Raw genomic sequence first — 26512 nt, 5'->3', positions numbered from 1 at the left:
CTGTAAATCCGCTCCCTCAGGGTTCGGCGGTTCGAATCCGTCCCCCTCCACCATTTTCATATAGGGGCATAGTTTAAAGGTAGAACTGCGGTCTCCAAAACCGCCAGTGTGGGTTCGATTCCTACTGCCCCTGCCAATTATAACTTATCTATTATGGCGGCTGTGGCGAAGTGGTTAACGCACCAGATTGTGGCTCTGGCACTCGTGGGTTCGATTCCCATCAGTCGCCCCATAAGCTATAATATACTATAAAACATATAAAATTGGGCTATAGCCAAGCGGTAAGGCAACGGACTTTGACTCCGTCATGCGTTGGTTCGAATCCAGCTAGCCCAGCCATATTGCGGAAGTAGTTCAGTGGTAGAACACCACCTTGCCAAGGTGGGGGTCGCGGGTTCGAATCCCGTCTTCCGCTCCAATTTTTTTCGTTTGGCGGCATAGCCAAGTGGTAAGGCAGAGGTCTGCAAAACCTTTACCACCGGTTCGAATCCGGTTGCCGCCTCCATTAGCAACGGACTTTGACTCCGTCATGCGTTGGTTCGAATCCAGCTAGCCCAGCCATATTGCGGAAGTAGTTCAGTGGTAGAACACCACCTTGCCAAGGTGGGGGTCGCGGGTTCGAATCCCGTCTTCCGCTCCAATTTTTTTCGTTTGGCGGCATAGCCAAGTGGTAAGGCAGAGGTCTGCAAAACCTTTACCACCGGTTCGAATCCGGTTGCCGCCTCCATTAATCATGCTGCCGGGGTGGTGGAATTGGCAGACACACAGGACTTAAAATCCTGCGGTAGGTGACTATCGTGCCGGTTCAAGTCCGGCCCTCGGCACCATTTTTAATTAATTGATTGTTTCTTATTTTGCCGGTGTGGCGGAATTGGCAGACGCGCACGACTCAAAATCGTGTTCCTATGGAGTGTCGGTTCGACCCCGACCACCGGTATTGAGTCAAACTTAACAGGATCATACCTGTTTTTATTTTAGCCATACTTCGACAAAATTCGATAATATTTGCGGGTGTAGTTTAATGGTAAAACCTCAGCCTTCCAAGCTGATGTCGTGGGTTCGATTCCCATCACCCGCTCCATACATAAGTAATCACAACGCAGTATCTCGTTTGAAAATGAGGTATTGCGTTTTTTATTATGTATGAACACTTTTCTTTAGGAGAGGGTGAGCTAAAAAGAGTAAAATGTTCCATTCACCTCATCCTTACTCCCATTGAAATGAACTATTCTGATATAACTGAATAAGTCGCTTCTCCACCATGAATTTGGATAAACATCTCTTTTAACGATTTTGTTAATTCAAGTGCATTCGATCCATGTAAAGAAGGTCTCAAATAAATTAATTGGAGTGCATTTGTTGTTTGCTCAGTGATAGGCGCACGGTTAGAATCAACATAAGGGCTTCCAAAAGCACCTTTTGAATCTTTTGAAACCAATTTATTTACTAATGAAATTGCTCTATTATTTAATCCTGTATAGCTATCTTCTTCATGGCCAATTGAGATAATGACTGAACCATCTAGCTTGTCCATATCGTAAATACCGATGGGAACTTGATATTGTAGAGAAAAGAAGTTGTTTACATCTACACCAGAATTAATAGAAGGTAGGTAGGTTTGCTTTTGAATACGACGATACAAAGCCTCGATAGAAGGGCGGTATTTGCTTGGGTCTGTTCCAAACTGTTTGAAGATTGACCGCCATTCTTTAATCCCTTCTACTTCATTAATTGAAAGGTTTTGTAAGTCAAAATAGATTGATTCTTGAAACAAACGGAGTCTCCCCTGTAACATCTGCGGTGACACACCAACTTCAATGTGTTTATATTGAATGACACCTAATTTAAAATTAGGGTAGAGGTCTTTAATTTCCTGTGACAAATGAATTTCCACTTGTTGTTCATTCCCTTCGTTTATTGTCTTTAGTTATGATTATTATAAACATAATAGACTAAACTAGTTTTTAAGATGCGCTTCATTAGTAGATTACATTTTAGCAGAAAGGAGGTCAATAAAATGAATTCTCAAGAACTAAAAGAACAAATTATTGAATACAGTCAGTCAATTGGTATTGATAAAATTGGATTTGCAAGTGCTTCGGTATTCGAGGAACTAAAAGGCCGATTACTTACGCAGCAAGAATTGGGTTACCAATCAGGATTTGAAGAATCTGATATTGAGAAGAGAACAAATCCTGAACTATTATTACCTAAAGCATCAACAATTATATCTATTGCGCTAGCTTATCCTTCTAAAATGAAAGATGCCCCAAAAAGTACAAGAGAAGATCGACGAGGGATCTTTTGTCGGGCGTCATGGGGCCAAGACTATCATACAGTGTTACGAGATCGACTAGAAAAGCTAGAGGCATTCATTTTAAATATAGTACCTGGTGCAACAGTTAAGTCCATGGTAGATACGGGAGAGCTATCTGATAGAGCAGTAGCCCAAAGAGCTGGTATCGGATGGAGTGCAAAAAACTGTTCCATTATCACACCTGAATTTGGCTCGTATGTTTATTTAGGTGAAATCATAACAAACATCGCATTACCTTCTGATACACCAATGGAAGATCGTTGTGGCTCTTGTAACAAGTGTGTAGAAGTATGTCCAACAGGTGCGTTAGTTACAGGAGGACAATTAGATTCTCAGCGATGTATTGCCTTTTTAACACAAACGAAAAGCTTTTTAGCCGACGAGTTTCGAGATAAGCTTGGTAATCGTTTATATGGTTGTGATACGTGTCAGACCGTATGCCCAGAGAATAAAGGAAAAGACTTTCATCTACATCCAGAAATGAACCCAGATCCGGAGATTGCAAAACCAAAACTAAAACCACTTTTACAGATTAGTAATCGTGAGTTTAAAGAAAAGTTTGGACACGTATCAGGTTCTTGGAGAGGAAAGAAGCCTATTCAACGTAATGCCATTATTGCACTTGCTCACTTTAAGGATAAAACAGCGGTTACAGATTTACTAAAAGTAGTGAAAGAGGATGTTCGTCCTGTTATGAGAGGAACAGCAGCATGGGCTCTTGGTAAAATTGGAGACGCAAGTGTATTAGAAGAATTAAAAAGGTTACGAGAAAAAGAATCCGATGAAGATGTGAAACAAGAAATGAATAAAGGAATTGAAATGTTGCAAAACTAACTTTTTGTATTAAAAGACAAACGTTTTATCATAGCGTATAAGTAAAGGACGCAAAAGGTGGTGAGACGTTTGCTTACAAAAAAATATGTTCTTCAAACGTTAATGAAAGCAAGAGCTGATGGTTATGTAAATCAAGATGTTAGAAGTGACTTTTCAACTTTTATTGAAAAGCAATGTGAAATGAAAGAAAAATTATTACAAAAGCGCCAAGCTGAAATTGTTAAGTGTACAGCTAAAGGGTGGATTGAACAGGCGCATGTTGATGGGGAAGAGACCACTTTAGATTACTCGCTTCATATTGAGTCTCTCATCAAACAGGGAGAGTTATTTTATATAGAAGAAGAAATTGAAAAACGAAAAGCGCTTTTTTATAAAGATACACTTTTAAAAGATGAGTGGATTATACCAAAAGATGACACAGCTTCAAGATCTAATTTGTCTATAGACGTACAAGGAGAAGAGCGCTCTTTCTCTTATAATCGCCTTGCTGCGGTTCAATATGCAGAAAAGTGGTGGAATGAGTATAATCCGAAATATAAAACATTTGAAGTGAACTGTACGAACTATGTATCACAATGCCTGCACGCTGGTGGAGCGCCAATGAGAGGACAGTTGAATCGCGCAAAAGGTTGGTGGACAAATAATAAAGTGTGGAGTTATAGTTGGGCTGTTGCTAACTCGATGTATTGGTTTTTAAAAGGATCAACTGTGGGTTTACGGGCACAGGAAAAACATGCTGCCAACGAATTAGTTCCAGGTGATATCATTTGCTACGATTTTGAAGGAGATGGTAGATGGAATCATACGACAATCGTTGTAGCAAAAGATGCAAATGCCATGCCATTAGTCAATGCCAACACATATAACAGTCGAATGCGATATTGGGCTTACGAGGATTCAACAGCTTATACACCAAATATTAAATATGCATTTTTTCATATTGTTGACCGATAAGTTCAAATATTATTTTGGTTTTAGCAAGATAGTGGTATAATGATGGATAGATTTTTTTTTAGAGGTGACTATTGTGGGACTACACGTCGTTTTATATCAACCAGAAATTCCAGCGAATACTGGAAACGTTGCAAGAACATGTGCAGCAACAAATACAACATTACATTTAGTTCGTCCATTAGGATTTTCAACTGATGATAAGATGTTAAAGCGTGCTGGCTTAGATTACTGGCAATACGTAAATGTTGTTTATCATGATTCGTTAGAAGAAATTTTTGAAAAGTATCCAGAAGCTGCTTTTTACTTTATTACAAAGTTTGGTCAAAAGCCGCATACAACGTTTGATTACAGTTCATTAGAAGACGATCATTTCTTTGTATTTGGTCGTGAAACAAATGGTTTACCGAAGCACATCATTGAAGAAAACATGGAACGTTGCTTACGTTTACCTATGACTGAAAACGTTCGTTCATTAAACTTATCGAATACGGCTGCCATTCTTATCTATGAAGCATTGCGTCAACAAAATTACCCTGGTTTATCTTAATAAGCAGAAAGCCCCTCACATTTGTGAAGGGCTTTCATTTTTATGTTCGTATGTAAAGCTCTTATTTACGCTTTGCACCTGGTTTTTCGTTATACCCTGCTGTAAAAATTGCAGATAAGAAAGTGAGGCACACACCAATAACTAGAAGTGTTCTCATCGTTCATCCTCCTTTGTTGTCAACTTTTAATCTAACCTGTCCTCTTTTTATTATAGCGGAAGATAAAACGTCTGTGAATGAAAAGTATGGACAAAATTTTACAAATATATGTATCAAAAAGGATTATGTCCTTCTAGAATAGTTAAGACCATTCATTTAAGCAGTACATAAAAAATCTTTCTATCCTATGAAAGTTGCTATCCGTTGTGTTGGTACCTTGATAAAAGGATTTCCTGACGATCTAGTTTTGATAATTCAAGATTTAAAAAGCATGTTCAACGATGTGTGTGCATAAATTGTATTAATCTTGTTCACTAGCCTGATCAGTAGGGGGAGGTCCTTTAATGGATATATTAAAAAAGATTGAAAAGTACCGTGAAGATGAACAGCGTCTAAAGTGGGAAGGTACCTTCGCAGATTATTTAGAGGTTTTAAAAGAGAAGCCATATGTTGCTCAATCTGCACATTCAAGAGTGTACAACATGATCAAAGATTCAGGAATTGAAGAAATTAATGGAAAAAAGCAATATCAATTCTTTAGTGGACAATTATTTGGACTTGAGGAATCGTTAGAGAGGTTAGTAGAGGAATATTTTCACCCAGCAGCCAAACGATTAGATGTACGAAAACGTATTTTATTACTAATGGGTCCAGTTAGTGGTGGTAAGTCAACATTAGTAACCATGTTAAAAAGAGGTCTTGAAGCATATTCCCATTCAGACAGAGGAGCGGTGTTCGCGATTAAAGGTTGCCCAATGCATGAAGATCCTCTTCATTTAATTCCACATCACCTTCGTGACGACTTTTACCAAGAGTATGGAATACGCATCGAAGGAAATTTATCACCATTAAATGTCATGAGATTAGAGGAAGAATATGGTGGGAGAATTGAAGATGTCCAGGTAGAACGAATTTTCTTCTCAGAAGACAAACGTACAGGGATTGGAACGTTTAGTCCGTCAGATCCAAAATCTCAAGATATTGCCGATTTAACGGGAAGTATTGATTTTTCTACAATTGCTGAATATGGATCAGAATCAGATCCACGTGCATATCGATTCGATGGAGAACTTAACAAAGCAAACCGAGGGATGATGGAGTTCCAAGAGATGTTAAAGTGCGATGAAAAATTCTTATGGCATCTATTATCTCTGACTCAAGAAGGAAATTTCAAAGCTGGTCGTTTTGCGCTCATTAGTGCGGATGAATTGATTGTGGCTCATACGAATGAAACGGAGTATCGCTCATTTATTTCAAACAAAAAGAATGAAGCCTTACATTCTCGTATCATTGTGATGCCAGTTCCATATAACTTAAAAGCGAGTGAAGAAGAGAAAATTTATGAGAAAATGATTCGTGAAAGTGATGTATCAAATGTGCACATTGCACCACATACGTTTAAAGTGGCTTCCATCTTTACGATATTAACTCGTTTAAAAGAGCCGAAAAAAGGCGATATCGATCTTGTAAAGAAAATGCGTCTTTACGATGGGCAGTCGGTTGAAGGATTTAATGAGGCTGACATTCAAGAGCTAAAAAAGGAACATTCAGATGAGGGAATGAGCGGTATTGATCCACGTTATGTGATTAACCGTATTTCTTCAACGATTATTCGTAAAAATGTGTCATCGATTAACGCATTAGATGTGTTACGCTCACTAAAAGAAGGGTTAGATCAACATCCATCCATTTCAAACGAAGATCGTGAGCGTTACTTAAACTATATTTCACTAGCACGTAAAGAATATGATGACATTGCGAAGAAAGAGGTACAAAAAGCCTTTGTGTATTCGTATGAAGAGTCGGCTAAAACGTTAATGGATAATTATTTAGATAATGTCGAAGCTTATTGCAATAAAAACAAGCTGCGCGATCCACTAACAGGTGAAGAAATGAATCCAGATGAAAAACTTATGCGTTCCATTGAAGAACAAATTGGGATTTCTGAAAATGCGAAGAAAGCATTCCGTGAAGAAATTTTGATTCGTATCTCTGCTTATGCACGCAAAGGAAAGCGATTTGACTACAAATCTCATGAACGCTTACGTGAAGCGATTCAAAAGAAATTATTTGCCGATTTAAAAGATGTGGTGAAAATTACAACATCAACAAAAACGCCAGATGAGCAGCAGTTGAAAAAAGTAAATGAGGTCGTGGCACGATTGATTGATGAACATGGCTATAACTCTGTGTCAGCCAACGAGTTGTTGCGCTATGTAGGTAGTTTGCTTAATCGATAACACATCATTGCCCGGTGGCTTACATCGGGCTTTTTTATGTTGTAAAAAAAGGTTTATTACAGATAAGAAGGAGGAAATTATATATAAAAAGAGGTGATCGGAATGAGCAATGAAAAGAAAGAGCCGAAAAATGGATCAATGGTAACGAATTTAGAAGAAATGAAAGAGCACGGAAAAGTGATGGAACACTTGCAGAAAGAACGTCAGGAAGAACGCGAGACGTCAGATAAACATGCTCAAAAGAAAAACAAACAATGAGATCGAGACGTAAGCAGGAAAAATAAAGAAAAGGGGTTGAGGTTGATAGGTGATTTTCCGTCTATTTCATCTCAGCCCCTTTTCATTTTATGTCCGCACCAAATCTTTTTTAAAACATAAATTAATATATATGTAAATACAAGCATACTTATTCTATGGCAACTCAAATGATGCTTGTCTTCTTTAAAATTCTACACTTTAAATTGTCGTAATTATTTGTCAATTATTTAGAATTTTTGCATAGGATAGAGTAACCAACCTTTCTCGAAAAGGTTTTTTTAGTCGAATGCATTCATCATAATGTATGTTGAGAACGTGAAAAAAGTGATTACTTTTTATAAAGGGAGGGTAAGTGATATGGGAAAAGAAGAAGATAAAAGTTTTGCGATTTCAAAAGAAGATTGGTCCCTCCACCGCAAAGGTCATGATGATCAAAAACGACATCAAGAGAAAATTCAAGAGGCGATTAAAAATAACCTTCCAGATTTAATTACTGAAGAAAACATTGTTATGTCAAATGGAAGAGATGTTGTTAAAATTCCAATTCGTTCCTTAGATGAGTATCGAATTCGGTATAACTACGATAAAAATAAGCATGTTGGTCAAGGTGATGGTGACAGTAAAGTTGGAGATGTGGTGGCTCGAGATGGTTCAGCAGGGAATGGTCAAAAAGGTGCTGGAAAAGGTCAAGGAGCTGGGGATCAAGCTGGAGAAGATTATTATGAAGCAGAAGTATCGTTAATGGAGCTACAAGAAGCGTTATTTTCCCAATTAGAGCTACCAAATTTAAAACGAAAGCAAACAGATCAAAATATTGTGCAACACATTGAATTTAACGATATTCGGAAAACGGGGCTCATGGGGAACATTGATAAGAAACGAACAATGATGACAGCGTATAAACGAAATGCGATGACAGGAAAACCAGCGTTTCACCCTATCTATCCAGAAGATTTAAAGTTTAAAACGTGGAATGAAGTCCTAAAGCCAGAATCAAAAGCTGTTGTTCTTGCGATGATGGACACCAGTGGTTCAATGGGGATTTGGGAAAAATACATGGCGCGTAGCTTTTTCTTTTGGATGACCCGCTTTTTACGAACAAAATATGAGACAGTCGATATTGAATTTATTGCCCATCATACAGAAGCAAAAGTTGTATCAGAAGAAGATTTCTTTTCAAAAGGAGAAAGCGGAGGAACCATTTGTTCTTCAGCTTATCGTAAAGCATTAGAACTAATCGACCAAAAATATGACCCAAGTCGATATAATATTTATCCATTCCATTTCTCAGATGGAGACAATTTAACATCAGACAACGCTCGTTGTGTCAAACTGGTTAATGAGTTGATGAAAGTATCAAACATGTTTGGATACGGAGAAGTGAACCAATACAACAGACATTCCACGTTAATGTCCGCATATAAAAACATTCAAGATGAAAAATTTAGCTACTTCATTTTAAAACAAAAAGCAGATGTGTTTCATGCAATGAGAAGTTTCTTTAAGAAGAACGAAGAAGATGCCAGATACGCATAATTGGTAAATGGAGGGAGTGTAAGTGTTTTATGTACTCCCTTTTATTGTTAAAATACACCCTGCTTTTTAGGTACACCCTAACAAGTAGGGTGTATTTTTGTTTGTATAAAAAGAATGGGACAATTCAGGCCGATTTTTGTAAAGTACGTTTGAAGAACCTCATAAAAGACGACTATTCTTCTGAAAATAAAGATTCATCTTGCACCTATTTTTTGAGTTTGTCATAATATATAAATATATGTACATATATTCATATAAAGGAGTGAAACGTATGGGACATTCACATAGTCACGGGCATCATCACCACGGAAGTCAAAATAAAAAAGCACTCAAATGGTCGTTTTTCATTATTACTGCTTACATGATAATAGAAGTGATTGGTGGAATTTTAACGAATAGCTTAGCTTTATTATCAGATGCTGGTCATATGTTAAGTGATGCTGCAGCGTTAGGACTAAGTTTTTTAGCTTTAACTTTTGGTGAAAAGGGTGCTTCGTTCTCAAAGACGTTTGGTTATAAGCGTTTTGAAATTTTAGCAGCTTTTATTAATGGCATCACGCTTATTGTTATTTCGCTTTATATTTTCTGGGAAGCATATCAAAGAATCTTAAGTCCACCAGAAGTCGTAAGCACAGGAATGCTGATCGTTTCATCCATTGGACTCCTTGTGAATATTGTAGCTGCATATATCCTCATGAAAGGTGACAAAGAAGAAAACTTAAATGTACGTAGTGCGTTTCTACATGTTTTAGGTGATATGTTAGGTTCTGTGGGAGCTATTATAGCTGCATTACTCATTATGTTTTTCGGTTGGAGTCTTGCTGATTCACTTGCAAGTATTATCGTAGCAATATTGATTATCATCAGTGGTTGGCGAGTAACGGAAGATGCTTTTCATATCCTTATGGAAGGTGTTCCAACAAACATTGATGTGAAACAGTTAAAAGATGCACTATTGAGTTTTGAAGAAATCAAAGACATACATGATTTACACGTGTGGGCGATTACATCGAACTTTCCAGCACTTAGCTGTCATTTTGTTGTTGAACAAGGAATCAATCATCAACAGTTGCTGAAAAAAGCAAATACCGTCTTACATGATCAATTTCACTTGCATCATACGACCATACAGATTGATGTAGAGGATTATAGTTGTTCAAAAGGAGAGCATTGTAATTAACAAAGAAATAAGCGCAACATTCCGTGCTCATTAGATGCAACATAAGCATGGGATGTTGCATTAAGTAATTGTTTCATCTGTTTAAACGTTTTTCGGAAATCTCCATTTACATGTGTTTGGCATGTTCAATCATTTGTTTTAGCACATGAACGACATGTTCATCATCATGAGAATAAAACATCGTTGTACCTTCTCTTCTAAATTTAACTAATCGAATGTTTTTTAAAAAGCGAAGTTGATGAGAGACAGTCGATTGAAGTAATGACAATTTCTCAGCTATTTCATTGACTGAATGCTCTCCTTCAAACAATAAATGGAGAATTCGAAGTCGAGTGGGATCAGAGAGACCTTTAAAAGTTTGAGAGACAATAAACAATGTTTCTTCATCGAGATGATGATCCTGACTCGAAGAGAACTCCTTTTCCTGCATAGTCATCACTCCTTTACTCGTTCTCTTTTCATTATAAGAAAGTCCTATAGGAAGTACAACAACATAACTTTTGCTTGTTTTAATTTAAATATTTAAATAAATGTTTGACCATTTTTAAAAAGTAGCATACATTATAGTCAAATGAAAATTTGAATGTGAGGGAGATACGATGGGGAAGGATCGTTGTGAGATTTACTGTTTTAATGAGAGTAAGGTAAACGAAGTGAAATCGTCTATTGTAGTAGAAGATATTCAGCGTGCAACCAAAATGCTAAAAGCGTTAGCAGATGAAACAAGAATGAAAGTGGTTTTTGCTTTATACCAAGGGACAGAATTATGTGTGTGTGACGTAGCAAATATCATTGAAGCAACGGTAGCAACTACTTCTCATCACTTGCGTCTTCTACGCAATATGGGTATCGCTAAATATCGAAAAGAAGGAAAATTAGCGTTTTATTCATTAGACGATGAACATATGGAACAGTTAATACAAGTTCTTTTTGCTCATCAACAAGAACTAAAAACACGGAGTTAATTCATCTTTGTAGGGACTATATGGGAGTGGATACGCGTGAAACAAGATAAAGATAAATCAAAAAAAGAAAAGTTGGAGAGCTCTTCTTGTTGTCATAATGAAAAAGTGACAAGTGAATCAGTAAGCTGTTGTGGAGGGGAAACAGCTAGTCAAATGGAACACAACAATATATCTGGCTGCAAGGGGGAAGCGATTCAAAGAGTGTCAACGTCAAGCTGTTTCACTTCAAAAGTAGAAGATAATTCTGAAGTGAAACTACACTCTCATTGCTGTCACTCAAATGTAGATAAAACTTTGGACGCAACGTCTAGTTGTTGTTCAACGTCACATAATCAACCTGGCTTAGTAAATAGCACTGGCCCAAAAGCTGCCTATCGTGTGTATGGCATGGATTGTCCATCTTGTGCCATGACAATTGAGAAGAGCATCCGAACGCTAAGAGATATTGAAGACGTTACGATTAATTACAATACAGGAAAAATGGAAGTGGCCGCTAGTTTAGAATCAGCTTTTTTAGTTGTTCCGTCGCAAGTCGAAAAGTTAGGGTTTACAATTGAACCTATTCAAGAAAATAAACGTATGAAAACATATAGGGTTGAAGGAATGGACTGTGGCGCTTGTGCAAAAACACTCGAAAATCATTTGCGTACATTGTCACATGTGAAAGAAGTGAATGTGAGCTTTGCGACAGGTAAAATGCAAATCGAACATGAAAGTAGTGTAGATGATGTTGTCAAAGAAGTAGCAAAAGCGGGCTACACTGCTACATTGATTACACGAAACAGACAAAAGGAAGAAGTGAAAAAAGGAAAGTCTACTTCCATTATCGCTTCAGGTATTCTCATTGCATTAGGGTTTGCAAGTTCCTATACTGGAGTTAATGAGCTTTTAACAATTCTTCTCTATGCGAGTGCAATGGTGATTAGCGGACATAAACCAGCGAAAAGTGCCTACTATGCAGTAAGAAGTCGCTCGCTTGATATGAATGTTTTAATGACAGTCGCAGCACTAGGTGCAGCCTTAATTGGAGAGTGGCTAGAAGGAGCAACGGTGGTATGGTTGTTTGCACTAGGTGTAGCGCTACAAACACGTTCCATTGGACAAACAAGAGCTTCTATTCGTAATCTAATGGATTTAGCACCACCTGAAGCTTGGGTAAAACAAGGTACTCAACTTGTAAAAAAAGATGTAGAAGAAATTACGATAGGTCATATCATTGTTGTCAAACCAGGTGATCGTATTCCTCTTGATGGAGAGATTGTCAAAGGTGAATCGAGCATTAATCAAGCTCCAATTACCGGTGAATCGATTCCAGTAGATAAACAAGCAGGCGATGTGGTGTACGCAGGTACAATTAACGAGAGTGGCTCTCTTGAAATTAAAGTAACAAAAGTCGTTGAAGACACAACCATTGCGAAAATTATTCATTTAGTTGAAGAGGCGCAAGAAAAGAAAGCACCGGCACAAGCGTTTGTTGATAAGTTTGCTGAGATTTATACACCGATTGTGTTTGTGTTAGCATTAGCCATGATCCTTATCCCACCTGTTATTGGAATGGGTGCATGGGGGGAATGGTTTTACAAAGGCTTAGAGTTACTGGTTGTTGCTTGTCCTTGTGCATTGGTCATTTCGACGCCTGTTGCCATTGTTTCAGCAATTGGCAATGCAGCTAAAAATGGTGTTTTGATTAAAGGTGGTACATTTCTTGAAGCGGCTGGTAGTATTCAAGCGATTGCATTTGATAAAACTGGAACGTTAACAGAAGGAAAGCCAGCGGTGGATACTGTTTTTGCAGCTCATGGAACAGAACATGAATTATTAGCTGTCGCAAGAACGTTAGAAGAGTATTCAAATCATCCGATTGCAAAAGCGATTGTAACAGATGGTAATCAACGAGGTATCTCTCCTCTACAAGGAGAGCATTTTAAAGCGTTAACTGGAAAAGGAATTCAAGCCGCAATTGACGGAACGGTTTACTATGCTGGAAATAAAAAGCTTTTTTTAGAAATTGGTACACCTCTTGACCCGATTATGAATAAGATTGAACAGCTTGAAAAGGAAGGCAAAACACTTATTATTGTAGGAACAGAGCATCACGTATTAGGGGTCATTGGTGTGGCTGACCAAATGAGAACATCGACGCTGGCAGCACTTGAACGTTTGAAACAAGTAGGTGTAAATCAGCTTGTGATGTTAACGGGTGATCATGAAGGAACAGCAAAGAAAATTGCTTCAGATTCAAAGATTAGTCGTTATTTTGCGAACTTAATGCCAGAAGATAAAGTAGCTGCGATCCAACAATTACAACAAGAAGGTTATCGAACAGCGATGGTTGGAGATGGTATTAATGACGCCCCAGCATTAGCGACTGCAGATCTTGGCATTGCGATGGGAGGAGCGGGAACTGATACAGCTATGGAAACGGCCGATATTGTCCTTATGGCAGATAACTTAGAGAAGCTTCCTCATACGATTAAATTAAGTCGGAAAGCATTGACCATTATTAAGCAAAACATTTGGTTCTCCTTAATTGTCAAAGCCGTGGCGCTAGCGTTTATCTTTCCAGGTTGGTTAACGTTATGGCTTGCGGTACTAAGTGATACAGGAGCAGCATTACTTGTTATTTTAAATAGTCTTCGTTTACTAAGAATGAAGAGCTAAAGAGTTAAGAATATAGATACAAATCGTCATACCTAAACACGATACCTCATTTTAATGTACGTAGTTGTTTTATCGCTTAAAAAGGTTTCATCTTCTCATCAAGGGGTAAAAGTTACTATCCTATAAAACGAGGTGGATGACATGTTAGGAACATTTAACGAAACATCGATTGCATCGTACATTAAGTCACAAATTGAGGAACAACAAACGTATTTAAAAAACAATGAGTTAACAGACGTTGAAAAAGCAAACATTGAAGGTCGAATTGAAGCGTATCATGAGTTTCTTGAAAGGTTTGACCTTACGTATTAAAAATAATGTACGTATGAGTCAGTTTGTATAGAAAGGTCTTTATCAAAAGGAGTAGACTCTCTTTGATAGAGACCTTTTTTGTGCTGGAGATAGAATAGAGAAAGAGAAATAATTGTCATTATTTCTGGGGAAATATGTCGAGGGATGGCGGAAACGAAACGTAAACAATAGTGATAGATAAACAAGCTACTCGGTATTCTTATTTTAAAAAGGGTTAGAACATAATCGATTAAACATTTTTGGAAATAGTTTGACAAATTTCACTTATAAGTGTTAACTTTTAATTACATAAAGTTAACATAAGGGGTTGAAAAGATGACATCAGTTTCTACATATCCAGGAATTTCTTATGAAGAAATGGCAAAAAAGAATAAAGAATATGTATGGCATCCTTTTACACAGATGAAGCAATACAGAGAAGATGATCCTGTCATTATTTCACATGGAAGCGGTCGTAAGTTATACGACATGAATGGAAAAGGCTATTGGGATGGATTTTCATCAATTTGGCTCAATGTTCATGGTCATAATGTAAAAGAAATCAATGAAGCGGTCATTGAGCAGCTTGGACGTGTCGCACATTCGACATTACTTGGCATGGCGAATGTACCATCTGTTTTGTTAGCTGAAAAAATCGTCGAATTAGTACCAAAAGGTCTTCGCAAAGTCTTTTATTCAGATGCAGGCGCAACGGCTGTAGAGATTGCGGTTAAAATGGCCTTTCAATATTGGCAACATAAAGGGAAACCTGAAAAGCAACATTTTATTACCATGCAAGAAGCTTACCATGGAGATACGATTGGCGCAGTTTCAGTTGGTGCAATTGACTTGTACCATAAAACATATCGCTCACTACTATTTCCATCAATTAAAGTGCCCTATCCAGGAACATATCGTTCTCCCTATGGACAAAATCCAGAAACGATTGTAGAGAATTATCTAGCAGAAGTGGAAGCTGTATTAAGTGAACGAAGTCATGAAGTTGCAGGCTTAATTGTGGAGCCAATTGTACAGGGAGCAAGCGGCATTATTGTCATGCCAGAAGGTTATTTAAAAGGGTTACGACAGCTGTGTACAAAATATGACGTCCTTTTAATTGCAGATGAAGTTGCAACAGGATTTGGGCGTACAGGTAAAATGTTTGCATGTGAATATGAGGATGTGACACCAGATATTTTAACCGCTGGAAAAGGACTGACAGCTGGTTATTTACCGATTGCCATTACTGTTGCGACAGATGAGATTTATCATGCATTTTTAGGTGAATATGAAGAACAAAAAACATTTTTTCACGGTCATAGCTACACAGGAAATCCACTTGGCTGTGCGGCAGCACTCGCAAACCTCGAGCTTTATGAGAAAAATAGATTAATAGAGAATGTAGCAGAGAAATCGGACTACCTCGCTAATAAGTTACATACATTTTATGAGTTAAACCATGTGGGTGATATTCGTCAAAAAGGATTTATGATTGGGATTGAACTCGTCGTAGATAAAGAAACAAAAGAAGAATATGCATGGGAAGAACGAGTAGGTGTGCGTGTTTGTCGTTATGCAAGAGAGTTAGGGATGCTCATTCGCCCACTTGGTAACGTTATTACATTCATTCCACCACTTGCTTCTACGAAAGAAGAGCTAGATGACATGCTTGATATACTCTATGAATCAATCCTAGAGATTACAGAGAGGCGGTCGTAAAATGAGTGGGCTATTTATTACGGCAACGGATACAGAAGTAGGAAAAACCGTCATCACTGGTGGATTGGCTGGAGCTTTACGAGAGAAAGGGTATAACATAGGCGTATTCAAACCGATTCAAAGCGGACATAAAGCAAGTGATGAAAGGGGAGATGCGGCGAGGCTAAAGGTGATGTCTAGTGTGGATGACGACGTTAACGCCATTTGTCCTTATTCATTAGATGAACCGTTGGCCCCACAATTGGCGTTACAACGAGCGAATAAACAGGTTACTGTTGATCAGTTACTAACTCATTATTATCAATTTCTTGAAAAATATGATTCTCTTTTGGTAGAAGGTGCGGGTGGTTTAGCGGTTCCGTATACAACTGATGCTTTGTTAATAGAAACGATCAAAGCATTTAATCTTCCTCTTCTTATTGTAGCACGAGGAACATTAGGAACAGTCAATCATACATTGTTAACGATTGAGTATGCTCGTCAACATGGTGTTGAAGTTGTTGGGGTTATTCTTTGTCATTATGATGAAACTCAAGTAGAACGAGTGCTAGAGAATAAAGAAATGATTGAACAGTATGGACATGTGAAGGTGTTGGGGATGATGCCTTCATTAGATTCTATTACCATGAAAGACCAATTAATTGAAGCAGTCCATCGCTACATAAATGTAGAAGATATTAGTCAATTCATTAAAAGTAAAGTGGGGAGAAATGGATGAGTAACGTTCAAACAAAAATTAATTGGAAAGATTTAGCACAAGAGGTTATAAATGGTCATTTGACGACAAATGAAGAAGCGCTTTCAATTATCAAGGCTAGTGATGAAGAAGTGCTTGAAATTATGAATGCGGCGTATTCAATTCGTCATCATCATTATGGTAAAAAAGTAAAGCTAAACATGATTATCAATACAAAATCAGGGCTTTGTCCAGAAGACTGTGGATATTGTTCGCAATCCATTGTATCAGAAGCACCTATTGATAAATATGCATGGTTAACACAAGAAAAGATTGTAGAAGGTGCACTCGAAGCAAAGCGTCGTAAAGCAGGCACTTACTGCATCGTTGCATCTGGTCGCCGTCCAACAAACAAAGAAGTAGACCACGTCATCGGAGCAGTGAAAGAAATTAGTGAAAAAACAGATTTGAAAATTTGTGCCTGTCTTGGATTCTTAAATGAAGATCAAGCAACTCGTTTAAAAGAAGCAGGTGTTCATCGTTACAATCATAATTTAAATACACATGCAGATAACTATGATAACATTTGTTCAACACATGGCTACGATGATCGTGTGGATACCGTTCAAAAATCCAAACAGGCAGGAATGTCACCATGCTCTGGTGCCATTTTTGGAATGGGTGAAACCGATGAGCAAGCGGTAGATATTGCCGTTCAGCTAAGAGAGCTGGATGCTGATTCGATTCCTTGTAACTTCCTTGTTTCAGTAAAAGGAACGCCACTTGAAGGAAAGCAAGAATTAACGCCAATGAAATGTTTGAAGATTTTAGCGATGATGCGCTTTGTGAATCCAACAAAAGAGATTCGTATTTCTGGTGGCCGTGAAATGAATTTAAGCTCTCTTCAACCACTTGGGTTATTCGCTGCAAACTCAATCTTTGTAGGAGATTACTTAACAACACAAGGACAAGAACCAACCGCAGACTGGAAGATGATTGAAGACCTAGGGTTTGAGATCGAGGAATGCGCGTTATAAAAGAAAGTGGTTATTTTTTAAGCTTCTAATATAACTAACAACATTGCTTGCCAATCTATGTATCCCCTGTACAGAATATTAAGAGGCAAGCGGTGTTAGTTAGGGTATTAGATGTTGTTTCTCCATACGCATCACCTATTTAAACAAACGTTTGATTAGATTGTGACAAACACTGGTATCATCACATAAATAAAGCAAATCTAAATGTCATCATTCTCACGAGCATAAGAAAACCAATCTTGTTTTGAGACACTTTTTTGTTTATTGAAAGACCTTTTCACGTGTTTCTTTTAATACTTGCGCAGAATACTGAAATTGTTTTAATTCTGTTTCATTCAGTTCTAATTCAAGAATTTCACGTATACCGTCTTTATTCACAATGGCTGGTACACCACTATACACCCCATTGACTCCATATTGACCTTCTAGTAAAGCAGATACTGTTAATATTGCATTTTCGTTATCTAAGATGGCTTTTGTAATTCGCACGAGTCCCATCGCAATTCCATAATACGTTGCACCTTTTCGGTTAATAATGTGGTAAGCTGCATCACGTGTATTTAAAAAGATTTCTTTCATGTCAGGATGTTCAGCAATATTTTCTTCATTTAAAAACTTTTTAAGTGGTATACCACCGATTTGTGCATGACTCCATACTGGTAATTCTGTATCACCGTGTTCGCCCATAATATAAGCATGTACGTTTCGAGGATCAATGTTAAAGTAATCACTTAATAAGTAGCGGAAACGCGCTGTATCTAGAATGGTTCCAGAGCCAATCACACGTTCTTTCGGAAGGCCTGAAGCTTGCCATGTCACGTAACTTAAAATATCAACAGGATTTGTTGCGACAAGAATAATACCATCAAAACCACTGGCCATAATATGCGAAACAATTTTTCTGAAAATCTTCACGTTTTTCTCAACTAAATCAAGTCGTGTTTCACCAGGTCCTTGGTTGGATCCAGCTGTAATCACAACTAAATCTGCATCTTTACACTCATCGTAGTTACCAGCTTTAATTTGCATTGGAGAAGCAAATGGCATTCCATGATTTAAGTCGCGAATTTCACCTTCAGCTTTTTCTTGGTTAATATCAATTAAAACTACTTCGTTAGCAACTCCTTGATTTAGTAAAGCGAAGGCATAGCTAGATCCTACAAATCCAGCTCCAACAACAGCTACTTTTCTTGTTTTTGTTATAAATCCACTTTTCATGTTAATCACCTTTCTCCTATATGTGAGTGCTTTCACAATCTTAATGTAACAAAGATGTTGAAAGAGAGATGTGATAAAAATCACACATCGTATGTTTTCATGATTTTGTCATAACTTCTTCATAAGTATGAGATGAGTATTAATTTCAGACCATATCGGAAGGAGAGAGATGACCAATTCATTTTTTTTTAAATATTGACACTTTCTATCTATCTTGAATATAATTATCTTGAATTAAAAATATTTAACGAGTAATAAGTATTTTATTTTTTATTATATCTCGAATTAAAAATATTTAATTCCGAAACATTAAAGGAGGAATTTTTAATGATTAGTATTGGATTGTTACTAATTCGCTTAGTTGTAGGTCTTTCATTTATGGGTCATGGTGCTCAAAAGTTGTTCGGTTGGTTTGGTGGTCATGGGGTTCAAGGGACAGGAGGTTTCTTTGAGTCTATTGGAATTAAACCTGGAAAACAAATGGCCATTATTGCAGGATTAACAGAGCTTGTTGGAGGAGCTTTATTTGTATTAGGGCTGTTAACACCATTAGCGGCAGCGATGATTATTGGTACAATGATCATTGCAATTGTCAAAGTACACGGAGCAAACGGATACTGGGTGACGCAAAATGGATATGAGTTTAATTTATTTATCATTGTTGTAGCACTAGCTGTGGCATTAATGGGAGCAGGATCGTATTCCGTAGATATGCTTATTTTTAACTAATGAGATAAAAAACAAGTGAGAAGCACCTCACTTGTTTTTTACTTTATGCAACTTGTTTAGCAAAGGGCTACATTATTTTACTTGCTCTACATACATGTTAGTCTTCAACAATGTTTCTATAGACCCACACGATTCTACTTTGGTACACTTGTTTTTGCTTATAACAGTAAAAATAAAAAGGGTATGATGTCGAGTGAATCAAGATTATTACAAAGTCGCTCAAAAGGGCGCTTGGGTTAGTATTATTACATACATTGTGTTATCAATATGCAAGCTAACCATTGGTAGTATGGCACATTCTGCTGCTTTACGAGCAGATGGATTTAATAATTTAACAGATATTATTGCATCTGTAGCGGTTCTCATCGGATTGAAGATTTCTCAAAAACCGAGAGATGAAGACCATCCTTATGGGCATTCAAGAGCGGAAAACATTTCTTCATTATTAGCTTCTTTTATTATGATGATTATCGGTTTACAGGTACTAGTGAATGCGGGACAATCTCTTTTTTACCATAGAACTGAAACACCCGATCTACTAGCTGCATGGGTTGGATTAGTGTGTGCCGTTATAATGATTGCCGTGTTTCTTTATAATAACGGTTTGGCTAAGCAATTAAAAAGTCAGTCGCTACATGCTGTTGCAAAGGATAATCTTTCAGATGCGCTCGTTAGTGTTGGAGCAGTCGTTGGTGTTGTCGGTTCACAATTTGGGATGCCGTGGCTTGATACTGTAGCGGCTGTTGTGGTGGGGCTCATCATTTGTAAAACGGCATTTGATATTTTTAAAGACGTAACTCACGTATTAACCGATGGATTTAATCAAGAGGAACTAATGAAGTATGAACACGTCATTACAGAAGTTGAAGGAGTCAATTTTATTAAAGATTTAAAAGGTCGTATGCAAGGCAATTATGTGATGCTTGAAGTAACGGTGATGGTCGATCCTCATTTAAATGTCATTCAAAGCCATGAGATTGCTGACCAAATTGAAGATGTGATGAAGCACGACTATAAAATAAGAGAGACTATCGTGCATATTGAACCTGATGTTCATAAAAAGAAAGGAGGATGAATGGATAGAGTACCAGTCATCCTCTTTTTTTGTTTTACTCTTTGTCTTCGTACTCCGCTAAGGCCACTGCAATTTTATCTTCAATGTCTCGCAAGTTGCTCGCCATAAAGTTATTTAATATGATAGAGAACACCAAATCCTGTCCATCTTTTGTTGTTACATAACCAGAAAGGGAAGTAGCACCTGTAATTGTACCTGTTTTTGCTTTTACATTCCTTTCAGCCGCTGTTCCTCTCATACGACTACGAAGCGTACCACCTTCTAAGCGGTCACTCGCACCTGCGACTGGAAGAGAGTGTAGGAAAGTTGGATACCATTCTTCTTTTTGCACTTCAACAAGCAATTTTGACAGCTCATTTGCAGGAATGTTTGTCACATGTGAGATACCAGAGCCGTCTCGAATACGCATTGTATTTGTATTAAGTCCACGTGCCGCAACATAATCTTCAAGAACCTCAAGTCCCTTTTCCCAACTTCCTTCGTGATGAACGGCTTGTCCCATTTCTTTTACTAATGTTTCAGCAATGGTGTTGTTACTGAGCTTCATGAACGGAACAAGTAGCTCAGAAAGAGGCATAGACTCTCTTGTGTATAATACTTGTGCACTTGGTGGTGTTTGGCCGTATCCACCTTGTTTTGGCTTTACATGAATACCAGCTTGCACAAGAGCCTTTTTAAACAAATCAAGTGCGTAGCCAGTCGGCTCCCAAAGTGTTACCCATGAGCGAGTATTAGTACTATTAAATGGAATCGTTCCTTCTACAACAATATTATTTGTTCCATGCTCTCGTGTTACACGAATGGAACGAGTTCCACTTTCAATTGTTTTTGTTTTATTAATGATAGTAGGATAAGTTGTTTCAGGAATTAATGAAATTTTAGCAACTTGTCCAGGTTTTGTAGGTGATGTTTCAACGATGACAGTTCCTGCATCATAATCTTCATTAGGTGAAGCTGTTAGAGCAGAAATTTGCGCCCCGTAGTAATACGATTCATCGTTCCAAATCATGTCTTCTGATAGTCTTACTGCATTGTACCACGTATCATCTGCAATAATGTCTCCTTGAATCATTCGAATGTTTTTAGACTTTAAATATGTACTCATTTGATCAAAATCTTGCTTTAAGAGCGTAGGGTCTCCTTTTCCTTTTAAGTAGAGATTTCCTTTTAATACGTCCCCAACAATTTCTCCATCTGTGAGGATCTCGGTTTTAAAGGTATGGTCAGGACCTAACGTATGAAGAGCAGCAGCTGCTGTAAGGAGTTTCATATTTGAAGCCGTCTTCAGACGCATATCTCCCCACTTTTCAAAAACAACATCCCCACTTTTTGCATCGCGAACACTAACGGCACTAATAGCTCCTTTTAAGCGATCATCTGATAAAATGTGGTGAATGTTTTGCTCTAAATCTGTGTAGTCATTGGATGCAGTTACGTTTGTAGGAGTCTCGGCTGGTTGGAAAGGCGTTAAGATAAGTGTGAAGAGAAGTAAGTACGTAAATAACTGTTTTTTGGTGACATACAATGATTTCATGTCATTCCTCCTTTAGTTAGTGATGAATTAATAGTAACTAAAAAATTAGAATATTTTAACAATATTATGTAGGAATAATGAAAAATGAATAAAAGGTCACGTCTTTTTGAGAAGTAAGCGTCACTAAATGTGTGTCATTATACTCAAAAGAAACTGAAAAATTCAACTATTGTCTTTTTCCTTCACATTTAATAGGTTTGTCCGTTAATAACTGTATATATAGGAAAAAGGGTGAGAAAAGAGATGAAAAAAGTAAGTACGAAGCTCGTTGTTTCGTTTACGTTATTTATTACACTTCTCTTGTTATTTGTTTCAGGGGGAGCGTATCAATTTACAAAAAAACAAATTGAAGAAGATGTAAAAGTACAATCACAAACAATGGTGAAAGAAGTAAAGCGAAACATTGATTTGTATTTAACAATGTATAGTCGTAACATTGATCGATTCAGTCAAAATGATGTCATTATTAACTTTTTACGACAAGAAAATGGTGTAGCGGAGCCCGAAGAAGCAACTTATTTCACGTGGCAAACGGTTGAGAAAGAATTTACATCTTTTACCGAGAGTTATCCCAATATTGGACTTCAATACATCGGAGCAGAATCAAAAGGAATGTTCTCTGTTCCGAATGCGACCTTTGATGCTAGCTATGATCCGAGAGGCAGAGGTTGGTATATTCAAGCTAAAAGCACACCAGATCAGGTAGTGTATACAGAGCCATATGAAGATGCAAGTACAGGTGAAACAGTTGTCACGATTGCTAAAGCAATTATTGATCCTCAAACAAATGAGTTACTCGGTGTTGTTGCATCTGATTTAGAGTTAAGCATCTTGAGTAAAATTGTGTCAGAAACAAATGTTAATTATGGCGGATACGGGTTTTTATTTGATGCCAAAGGTACCGCACTCGCTCATCCTACAGAAGCCGGAAATAACTTAATGGACCTTTCGTTTATTAAGAAGATGTATGAAAGTGATAATCCATCTGACTTTCTTCAGTATGTGTATGAAAAGCAAGATCGTGTTCTAGCTTACGAAACAGTTGAGTCAACAGGGTGGAAAGTTGGATTTGCGTATATTTACGACAATATGTTGGTAAGTGCGAATGACATTTTTAAAATGATTTTAATCATTGCAGGAATTGGACTTGTACTAACAGTTATTTTAACAATTGTCATCTCTCGTACCATTACAAACCCAATTTCACGTTTAAAGAAAGAAGTCGAAAAAGTTGCCAATGGAGATTTAACGGTTCATATTGAAACAAAGTCAAAAGATGAAATTGGTGAATTAACACTTTTATTCAATGAAATGGCTAAAAATATGAAACAAGTGATTAGTACGGTCCAAACATCAGTGGAAAGTGTGAAATTTTCTGTTGAAAACTTAAGTGCGGTATCCGAAGAGGCAACCGCTTCGAGTGAGGAAATTGGACGAGCTATCCAAGAAATCGCAACAGGGGCTAGTCAGCAGGCATCAGATGCGGATGGTACAAATACAAAAACAATGGATTTGTCATCGAAGATTGAGAGCGTTATTGCTCAAAATGAACAAATCACTCTGTTATCTGGACAAGCAGCACAAGCAAATGAAAAAGGGTTATCGCAAGTTAAAACATTACGTCATCAAACAAATGAATCAGTAGAAGTGGTCCAATCTGTTCAAATGGTCATGAAAGATTTAACGGACAAAATGAAGGAAATTGAATATATCATTCACACAATTAATGCCATTTCTGATCAAACGAATCTTTTAGCCTTAAATGCAAGCATTGAAGCAGCCAGAGCAGGTGAGCATGGAAAAGGTTTTGCTGTTGTAGCAGACGAAGTAAGGAAGCTAGCAGAACAATCATCAATTGCAACAGAGAAAGTGCGTCAAACCATTGCGAGCATTCAAGGAGAAGTTGTAAAAGTTCACCAAGAGTTTGAACGTACAGATGAGATATCAAAGTTACAAGAAGCGGTTGTAGCCGATACTGAAGATGCGTTTCATTCAATTGCGTCCACAATTGAAGAGGTTGTGACGTCGATTAAAGAAGTTGTGAAAAATATGGATGAAATCGATGAAACGAAAGAAGATGTTGTTTCGGCAATTCAAAGTATTGCTGCAATTGCTCAACAATCAGCAGCTGGTACAGAAGAAATAACAGCCTCAACAGAAGAGCAAATTCGTGCCATCTCAACGGTTTCTCACTCAGCAGAACAATTACAAGAAGCTAGTGAAGTATTGGTCCAAACCATTCGTCAGTTTAAAGTAAACGATGACAAAGAAAAGTAAAAACATAGAGAAACAGGGTTGCCTATAAGTGGAGGGCAACCTTGTTTTCTTTATCTCATACGGATCTGTCCAGTTTGTACGCCGCTGAGCAAGCGCTTTTCGCTTTTTGTTGAGCAAAAAGTTTGGTAGGATTTTGGTTTTGTGAGAAAATAACTTTGTTTTTAGTTTCCATATTGGGGGGGGATATCATGGTTAAAAGTTTAACTGATAGTACAACATTACATAATGGTGTGAAGATGCCTTGGTTTGGCTTAGGTGTATTTAAAGTTGAAGAAGGCCAAGAAGTGGTTAATTCAGTAAAGGCAGCAATTAAAGCTGGATACCGTAGCATCGATACAGCAGCGATTTATGGAAATGAAGAAGGGGTAGGTCAAGCAATTAAGGAATCAGGTGTTGCTCGAGAAGACCTATTTATTACAACAAAAGTGTGGAATGCAGATCAAGGGTATGAGTCTACATTACAAGCTTTTGAAACGAGTTTGCAAAAACTAGGATTAGAATACCTAGACTTATATTTAGTTCACTGGCCAGTAAAAGGAAAGTATAAAGAGACTTGGAAGGCACTTGAAAAGCTTTATAAAGACGGTCGTGTTCGTGCAATCGGGGTAAGTAATTTCCAAGTTCATCATTTAGAAGATGTGTTAGCCGATGCGGAGATTAAACCGATGGTGAACCAAGTAGAATATCATCCTCGTTTAACACAAACAGAGCTTCAATCATTTTGTAAAGAACAAGGCATTCAACTTGAAGCATGGTCACCATTAATGCAGGGTGAGTTACTTGATAACTTGACACTACAAGAAATTGGTGAAAAATATAATAAATCAGTAGCTCAAGTGATTTTACGTTGGGACTTGCAAAATGAAGTTGTAACGATTCCGAAATCAATTAAAGAGCACCGCATTATTGAAAATGCAAGCATCTTTGACTTTGAGTTAACAAAAGAAGATATGGAGAAAATCGACGCGTTAAATGAAGATCGCCGCGTAGGTCCAGATCCAGATAACTTTGACTTTTAATTAACAAAAAAGGAAACGCCATTTAAAATGGCGTTTCCTTTTTTGTTAACTTACTTGTTTGACTTCTTGTAGGTTGTCACTTTTTTTTGATGTTAATTTATCCACTGCGTTTGCAATGGCACCATCGCCTGTTACGTTACAAGCTGTACCAAAGCTGTCTTGTGCTAAATAAAGTGCCATCATTAACGCAACCATTGTTTCATTAAAACCTAACATTGTTTGGAGTAAACCAGCAGCTGCCATAATGGCTCCACCAGGAACACCAGGTGCGGCAATCATTGTCACACCAAGCATTAAGATAAATGGCATAATAATAGAGAAGCTTATTTCCATTCCATTTAAAAGCATCACTGCCATCGCACATGAAACGAGTGTAATCGTACTACCTGACAGGTGAATAGTAGCTAATAATGGAACAGAGAAGTCGGCAACTTTTTCGCGCACACCGTTTTTCTTTGTTTGCTCTAATGTAACAGGAATCGTTGATGCTGAAGACTGTGTGCCAAGAGCTGTAAAGTAAGCAGGAAGCATTGTTTTTAACATTTTAAATGGATTTTTACGAGAGAGTAATCCACTTCCTGTATATTGCATAATAAGCATCAGTGTGTGTAAAGCAATAATCATGATAAAAACTTTCGCGAAAACAGACATAATCGTTTGAACCTGCCCACCATATGTCATGTTCGCAAAAATACCTAAAATATGAAAAGGTAATAATGGAATGATTACTTTTGAGATTACTAATTCAACAATACTACGGAATTGAACCATTACGTTCTTAAGCGCATTTCCTTTTATAACGGCCATTCCAAGACCCAATGTAAATGCTAAAATTAGAGCTGTCATAACTTCCATTGGAGCTGGAATTGGCATTTCAAAGAATGGCTTTAGAAGTGCTTCTTCAGGGTTTTCAAGAGCTGCTGATCCTTGAGACGTGCTTAAAATAATTGGATACAAGCTTTTGGCTGCAAGAAAGGCGAAGAGACCAGCTGTAATTGTTGATAGATAAGCAATTCCCGTTGTTAACCCTAAAAACTTTCCTGCACCTTTTCCGATTTCTCCAATCCCTGGTGCGATAAAAGCAAGGATAATTAACGGAATGGCAAACCCTAGGAAGCTACCAAATATACTATTAAATGTAACGAATATCTTAACGAACCATTCAGGTCCGACACTACCAATCATGATACCTAGTAAAATCGCAATGACGATTCTAGGCAAAAGTCCGATCTTATTCATTTTGTCCTCCTGTGAAAAACATTTGTTTGTTATAGGTGTATTATACATA

22 protein-coding genes, 10 tRNA genes and 1 pseudogene are annotated in these 26512 nt (G+C 37.5%); 28 read left to right on the top strand and 5 right to left on the bottom strand.

Going from position 1 to position 26512, the window contains the following annotated elements; genetic code table 11:
- Window positions 1-62 precede the first annotated feature (62 nt).
- The 10 genes from DIS06_RS14190 (at window position 63) to DIS06_RS14145 (ending at window position 1081) form a co-directional block, all read left to right on the top strand.
- Window positions 63-136, top strand: a tRNA-Trp gene (locus DIS06_RS14190).
- Window positions 137-156: 20 nt separating this feature from the next.
- Window positions 157-232: transfer RNA gene (locus DIS06_RS14185), tRNA-His, on the top strand.
- Between the two features lie 32 nt (window positions 233-264).
- Window positions 265-339, top strand: a tRNA-Gln gene (locus DIS06_RS14180).
- A 4-nt stretch (window positions 340-343) separates the two neighbouring features.
- A tRNA-Gly gene (locus DIS06_RS14175) sits at window positions 344-418 on the top strand.
- Between the two features lie 13 nt (window positions 419-431).
- Window positions 432-505: transfer RNA gene (locus tag DIS06_RS14170), tRNA-Cys, on the top strand.
- 60 nt (window positions 506-565) lie between these two features.
- Window positions 566-640 (top strand) — tRNA-Gly (locus DIS06_RS14165).
- Between the two features lie 13 nt (window positions 641-653).
- Window positions 654-727 (top strand) — tRNA-Cys (locus tag DIS06_RS14160).
- Window positions 728-738: 11 nt separating this feature from the next.
- Window positions 739-827 (top strand) — tRNA-Leu (locus DIS06_RS14155).
- Between the two features lie 29 nt (window positions 828-856).
- A tRNA-Leu gene (locus DIS06_RS14150) sits at window positions 857-937 on the top strand.
- A 70-nt stretch (window positions 938-1007) separates the two neighbouring features.
- Window positions 1008-1081 (top strand) — tRNA-Gly (locus DIS06_RS14145).
- Window positions 1082-1225: 144 nt separating this feature from the next.
- On the opposite strand, the gene DIS06_RS14140 is transcribed toward DIS06_RS14145, so the two are convergent.
- A complete protein-coding gene (locus DIS06_RS14140; protein ID WP_110113899.1) occupies window positions 1226-1894 on the bottom strand; it encodes a B3/B4 domain-containing protein in 669 nt (222 codons plus the stop codon).
- Between the two features lie 123 nt (window positions 1895-2017).
- Here DIS06_RS14140 and queG point away from each other — a divergent pair, with 123 nt between their 5' ends.
- From queG to DIS06_RS14110, 7 genes are all read left to right on the top strand, one after another.
- Window positions 2018-3151: a tRNA epoxyqueuosine(34) reductase QueG gene (gene queG / locus DIS06_RS14135; RefSeq protein ID WP_110113898.1), complete on the top strand. Its 1134-nt coding sequence runs from the start codon at window positions 2018-2020 to the stop codon at window positions 3149-3151.
- A gap of 69 nt (window positions 3152-3220) precedes the next feature.
- On the top strand, window positions 3221-4105 hold the full coding sequence (locus DIS06_RS14130) for an amidase domain-containing protein (protein WP_110113897.1): 885 nt from the start codon (window positions 3221-3223) through the stop codon (window positions 4103-4105).
- A gap of 64 nt (window positions 4106-4169) precedes the next feature.
- Window positions 4170-4652 carry a tRNA (uridine(34)/cytosine(34)/5-carboxymethylaminomethyluridine(34)-2'-O)-methyltransferase TrmL gene (gene trmL / locus DIS06_RS14125; RefSeq protein WP_110113896.1) on the top strand — a complete coding sequence of 161 codons (483 nt, stop codon included), beginning with the start codon at window positions 4170-4172 and terminating at the stop codon, window positions 4650-4652.
- Between the two features lie 501 nt (window positions 4653-5153).
- A complete protein-coding gene (locus tag DIS06_RS14120; RefSeq protein WP_110113895.1) occupies window positions 5154-7049 on the top strand; it encodes a PrkA family serine protein kinase in 1896 nt (631 codons plus the stop codon).
- A gap of 102 nt (window positions 7050-7151) precedes the next feature.
- Window positions 7152-7307 carry a hypothetical protein gene (locus DIS06_RS20415; RefSeq protein ID WP_204166803.1) on the top strand — a complete coding sequence of 52 codons (156 nt, stop codon included), beginning with the start codon at window positions 7152-7154 and terminating at the stop codon, window positions 7305-7307.
- A 357-nt stretch (window positions 7308-7664) separates the two neighbouring features.
- Entirely contained in the window at window positions 7665-8843 is a 1179-nt protein-coding gene (yhbH, locus tag DIS06_RS14115) for a sporulation protein YhbH (protein WP_110113894.1), read from the top strand.
- A 271-nt stretch (window positions 8844-9114) separates the two neighbouring features.
- Entirely contained in the window at window positions 9115-10023 is a 909-nt protein-coding gene (locus DIS06_RS14110; RefSeq protein ID WP_110113893.1) for a cation diffusion facilitator family transporter, read from the top strand.
- Between the two features lie 106 nt (window positions 10024-10129).
- On the opposite strand, the gene DIS06_RS14105 is transcribed toward DIS06_RS14110, so the two are convergent.
- A complete protein-coding gene (locus DIS06_RS14105; protein WP_110113892.1) occupies window positions 10130-10453 on the bottom strand; it encodes an ArsR/SmtB family transcription factor in 324 nt (107 codons plus the stop codon).
- Window positions 10454-10622: 169 nt separating this feature from the next.
- Between DIS06_RS14105 and DIS06_RS14100 the strand changes: the two genes are divergently transcribed.
- The 6 genes from DIS06_RS14100 to bioB all read left to right on the top strand — a co-directional run bounded on the left by DIS06_RS14100 (window position 10623) and on the right by bioB (window position 17372).
- Window positions 10623-10988 (top strand): ArsR/SmtB family transcription factor, encoded by a 366-nt coding sequence (locus tag DIS06_RS14100; RefSeq protein ID WP_110113891.1) that lies wholly within the window; start codon window positions 10623-10625, stop codon window positions 10986-10988.
- Window positions 10989-11141: 153 nt separating this feature from the next.
- Complete coding sequence (locus DIS06_RS14095) at window positions 11142-13649, top strand: heavy metal translocating P-type ATPase (protein ID WP_110113902.1); 2508 nt, start codon at window positions 11142-11144, stop codon at window positions 13647-13649.
- A gap of 141 nt (window positions 13650-13790) precedes the next feature.
- Entirely contained in the window at window positions 13791-13961 is a 171-nt protein-coding gene (locus DIS06_RS20185) for a hypothetical protein (RefSeq protein ID WP_162595979.1), read from the top strand.
- Window positions 13962-14276: 315 nt separating this feature from the next.
- Window positions 14277-15659, top strand: a complete 1383-nt coding sequence (gene bioA / locus DIS06_RS14090) for an adenosylmethionine--8-amino-7-oxononanoate transaminase (protein ID WP_110113890.1) — start codon at window positions 14277-14279, stop codon at window positions 15657-15659.
- A gap of 1 nt (window position 15660) precedes the next feature.
- Window positions 15661-16377 (top strand): dethiobiotin synthase, encoded by a 717-nt coding sequence (gene bioD / locus DIS06_RS14085; protein ID WP_110113889.1) that lies wholly within the window; start codon window positions 15661-15663, stop codon window positions 16375-16377.
- Window positions 16374-17372 carry a biotin synthase BioB gene (gene bioB / locus DIS06_RS14080; protein ID WP_110113888.1) on the top strand — a complete coding sequence of 333 codons (999 nt, stop codon included), beginning with the start codon at window positions 16374-16376 and terminating at the stop codon, window positions 17370-17372. The genes bioD and bioB overlap by 4 nt, the downstream gene beginning before the upstream one ends.
- A gap of 261 nt (window positions 17373-17633) precedes the next feature.
- On the opposite strand, the gene DIS06_RS14075 is transcribed toward bioB, so the two are convergent.
- Entirely contained in the window at window positions 17634-18590 is a 957-nt protein-coding gene (locus DIS06_RS14075; RefSeq protein WP_110113887.1) for an L-lactate dehydrogenase, read from the bottom strand.
- A 327-nt stretch (window positions 18591-18917) separates the two neighbouring features.
- On the opposite strand from DIS06_RS14075, the gene DIS06_RS14070 reads away from it, so the two are divergent.
- Both DIS06_RS14070 and DIS06_RS14065 read left to right on the top strand, forming a co-directional pair.
- Complete coding sequence (locus DIS06_RS14070) at window positions 18918-19319, top strand: DoxX family protein (RefSeq protein WP_110113886.1); 402 nt, start codon at window positions 18918-18920, stop codon at window positions 19317-19319.
- Between the two features lie 193 nt (window positions 19320-19512).
- Window positions 19513-20394 carry a cation diffusion facilitator family transporter gene (locus tag DIS06_RS14065; protein ID WP_110113885.1) on the top strand — a complete coding sequence of 294 codons (882 nt, stop codon included), beginning with the start codon at window positions 19513-19515 and terminating at the stop codon, window positions 20392-20394.
- A 34-nt stretch (window positions 20395-20428) separates the two neighbouring features.
- Here the strand turns inward: DIS06_RS14065 and dacB are convergent, their stop codons facing one another.
- Complete coding sequence (gene dacB, locus DIS06_RS14060; protein WP_110113884.1) at window positions 20429-21928, bottom strand: D-alanyl-D-alanine carboxypeptidase/D-alanyl-D-alanine endopeptidase; 1500 nt, start codon at window positions 21926-21928, stop codon at window positions 20429-20431.
- Between the two features lie 243 nt (window positions 21929-22171).
- Here dacB and DIS06_RS20970 point away from each other — a divergent pair.
- From DIS06_RS20970 to DIS06_RS14050, 3 genes and pseudogenes are all read left to right on the top strand, one after another.
- Window positions 22172-23245 (top strand): annotated as a pseudogene (locus tag DIS06_RS20970) (cache domain-containing sensor histidine kinase); the annotation flags it as partial.
- Entirely contained in the window at window positions 23240-24205 is a 966-nt protein-coding gene (locus tag DIS06_RS20965; protein WP_481746868.1) for a methyl-accepting chemotaxis protein, read from the top strand. The pseudogene DIS06_RS20970 and the gene DIS06_RS20965, both read left to right, overlap by 6 nt.
- 188 nt (window positions 24206-24393) lie before the next feature.
- Window positions 24394-25224, top strand: a complete 831-nt coding sequence (locus DIS06_RS14050) for an aldo/keto reductase (RefSeq protein ID WP_162595978.1) — start codon at window positions 24394-24396, stop codon at window positions 25222-25224.
- Window positions 25225-25269: 45 nt separating this feature from the next.
- On the opposite strand, the gene DIS06_RS14045 is transcribed toward DIS06_RS14050, so the two are convergent.
- Window positions 25270-26463 (bottom strand): dicarboxylate/amino acid:cation symporter, encoded by a 1194-nt coding sequence (locus DIS06_RS14045; protein WP_110113882.1) that lies wholly within the window; start codon window positions 26461-26463, stop codon window positions 25270-25272.
- Window positions 26464-26512: the final 49 nt, after the last annotated feature.

The organism is Bacillus sp. CGMCC 1.16541, assembly GCF_003184905.1.
Lineage (GTDB): Bacteria > Bacillota > Bacilli > Bacillales > Bacillaceae_H > Priestia.
Note: the sequence above shows the minus strand (reverse complement) of the source record. Positions and strands in the feature narration are given on the sequence as shown.

What these genes read in the sequence shown, in the direction of transcription:
- queG (WP_110113898.1), top strand. Translation starts at nt 2,018, where the DNA reads ATGAATTCTCAAGAACTAAAAGAACAAATTATTGAATACAGTCAGTCA.
- DIS06_RS14120 (WP_110113895.1), top strand. Translation starts at nt 5,154, where the DNA reads ATGGATATATTAAAAAAGATTGAAAAGTACCGTGAAGATGAACAGCGT.
- DIS06_RS20415 (WP_204166803.1), top strand. Translation starts at nt 7,152, where the DNA reads ATGAGCAATGAAAAGAAAGAGCCGAAAAATGGATCAATGGTAACGAAT.
- yhbH (WP_110113894.1), top strand. Translation starts at nt 7,665, where the DNA reads ATGGGAAAAGAAGAAGATAAAAGTTTTGCGATTTCAAAAGAAGATTGG.
- DIS06_RS14110 (WP_110113893.1), top strand. Translation starts at nt 9,115, where the DNA reads ATGGGACATTCACATAGTCACGGGCATCATCACCACGGAAGTCAAAAT.
- DIS06_RS14105 (WP_110113892.1), bottom strand. Translation starts at nt 10,453, where the DNA reads ATGCAGGAAAAGGAGTTCTCTTCGAGTCAGGATCATCATCTCGATGAA.
- DIS06_RS14100 (WP_110113891.1), top strand. Translation starts at nt 10,623, where the DNA reads ATGGGGAAGGATCGTTGTGAGATTTACTGTTTTAATGAGAGTAAGGTA.
- DIS06_RS14095 (WP_110113902.1), top strand. Translation starts at nt 11,142, where the DNA reads ATGGAACACAACAATATATCTGGCTGCAAGGGGGAAGCGATTCAAAGA.
- DIS06_RS20185 (WP_162595979.1), top strand. Translation starts at nt 13,791, where the DNA reads ATGTTAGGAACATTTAACGAAACATCGATTGCATCGTACATTAAGTCA.
- bioA (WP_110113890.1), top strand. Translation starts at nt 14,277, where the DNA reads ATGACATCAGTTTCTACATATCCAGGAATTTCTTATGAAGAAATGGCA.
- bioD (WP_110113889.1), top strand. Translation starts at nt 15,661, where the DNA reads ATGAGTGGGCTATTTATTACGGCAACGGATACAGAAGTAGGAAAAACC.
- bioB (WP_110113888.1), top strand. Translation starts at nt 16,374, where the DNA reads ATGAGTAACGTTCAAACAAAAATTAATTGGAAAGATTTAGCACAAGAG.
- DIS06_RS14075 (WP_110113887.1), bottom strand. Translation starts at nt 18,590, where the DNA reads ATGAAAAGTGGATTTATAACAAAAACAAGAAAAGTAGCTGTTGTTGGA.
- DIS06_RS14070 (WP_110113886.1), top strand. Translation starts at nt 18,918, where the DNA reads ATGATTAGTATTGGATTGTTACTAATTCGCTTAGTTGTAGGTCTTTCA.
- dacB (WP_110113884.1), bottom strand. Translation starts at nt 21,928, where the DNA reads ATGAAATCATTGTATGTCACCAAAAAACAGTTATTTACGTACTTACTT.
- DIS06_RS20965 (WP_481746868.1), top strand. Translation starts at nt 23,240, where the DNA reads ATGGCTAAAAATATGAAACAAGTGATTAGTACGGTCCAAACATCAGTG.
- DIS06_RS14050 (WP_162595978.1), top strand. Translation starts at nt 24,394, where the DNA reads ATGGTTAAAAGTTTAACTGATAGTACAACATTACATAATGGTGTGAAG.
- DIS06_RS14045 (WP_110113882.1), bottom strand. Translation starts at nt 26,463, where the DNA reads ATGAATAAGATCGGACTTTTGCCTAGAATCGTCATTGCGATTTTACTA.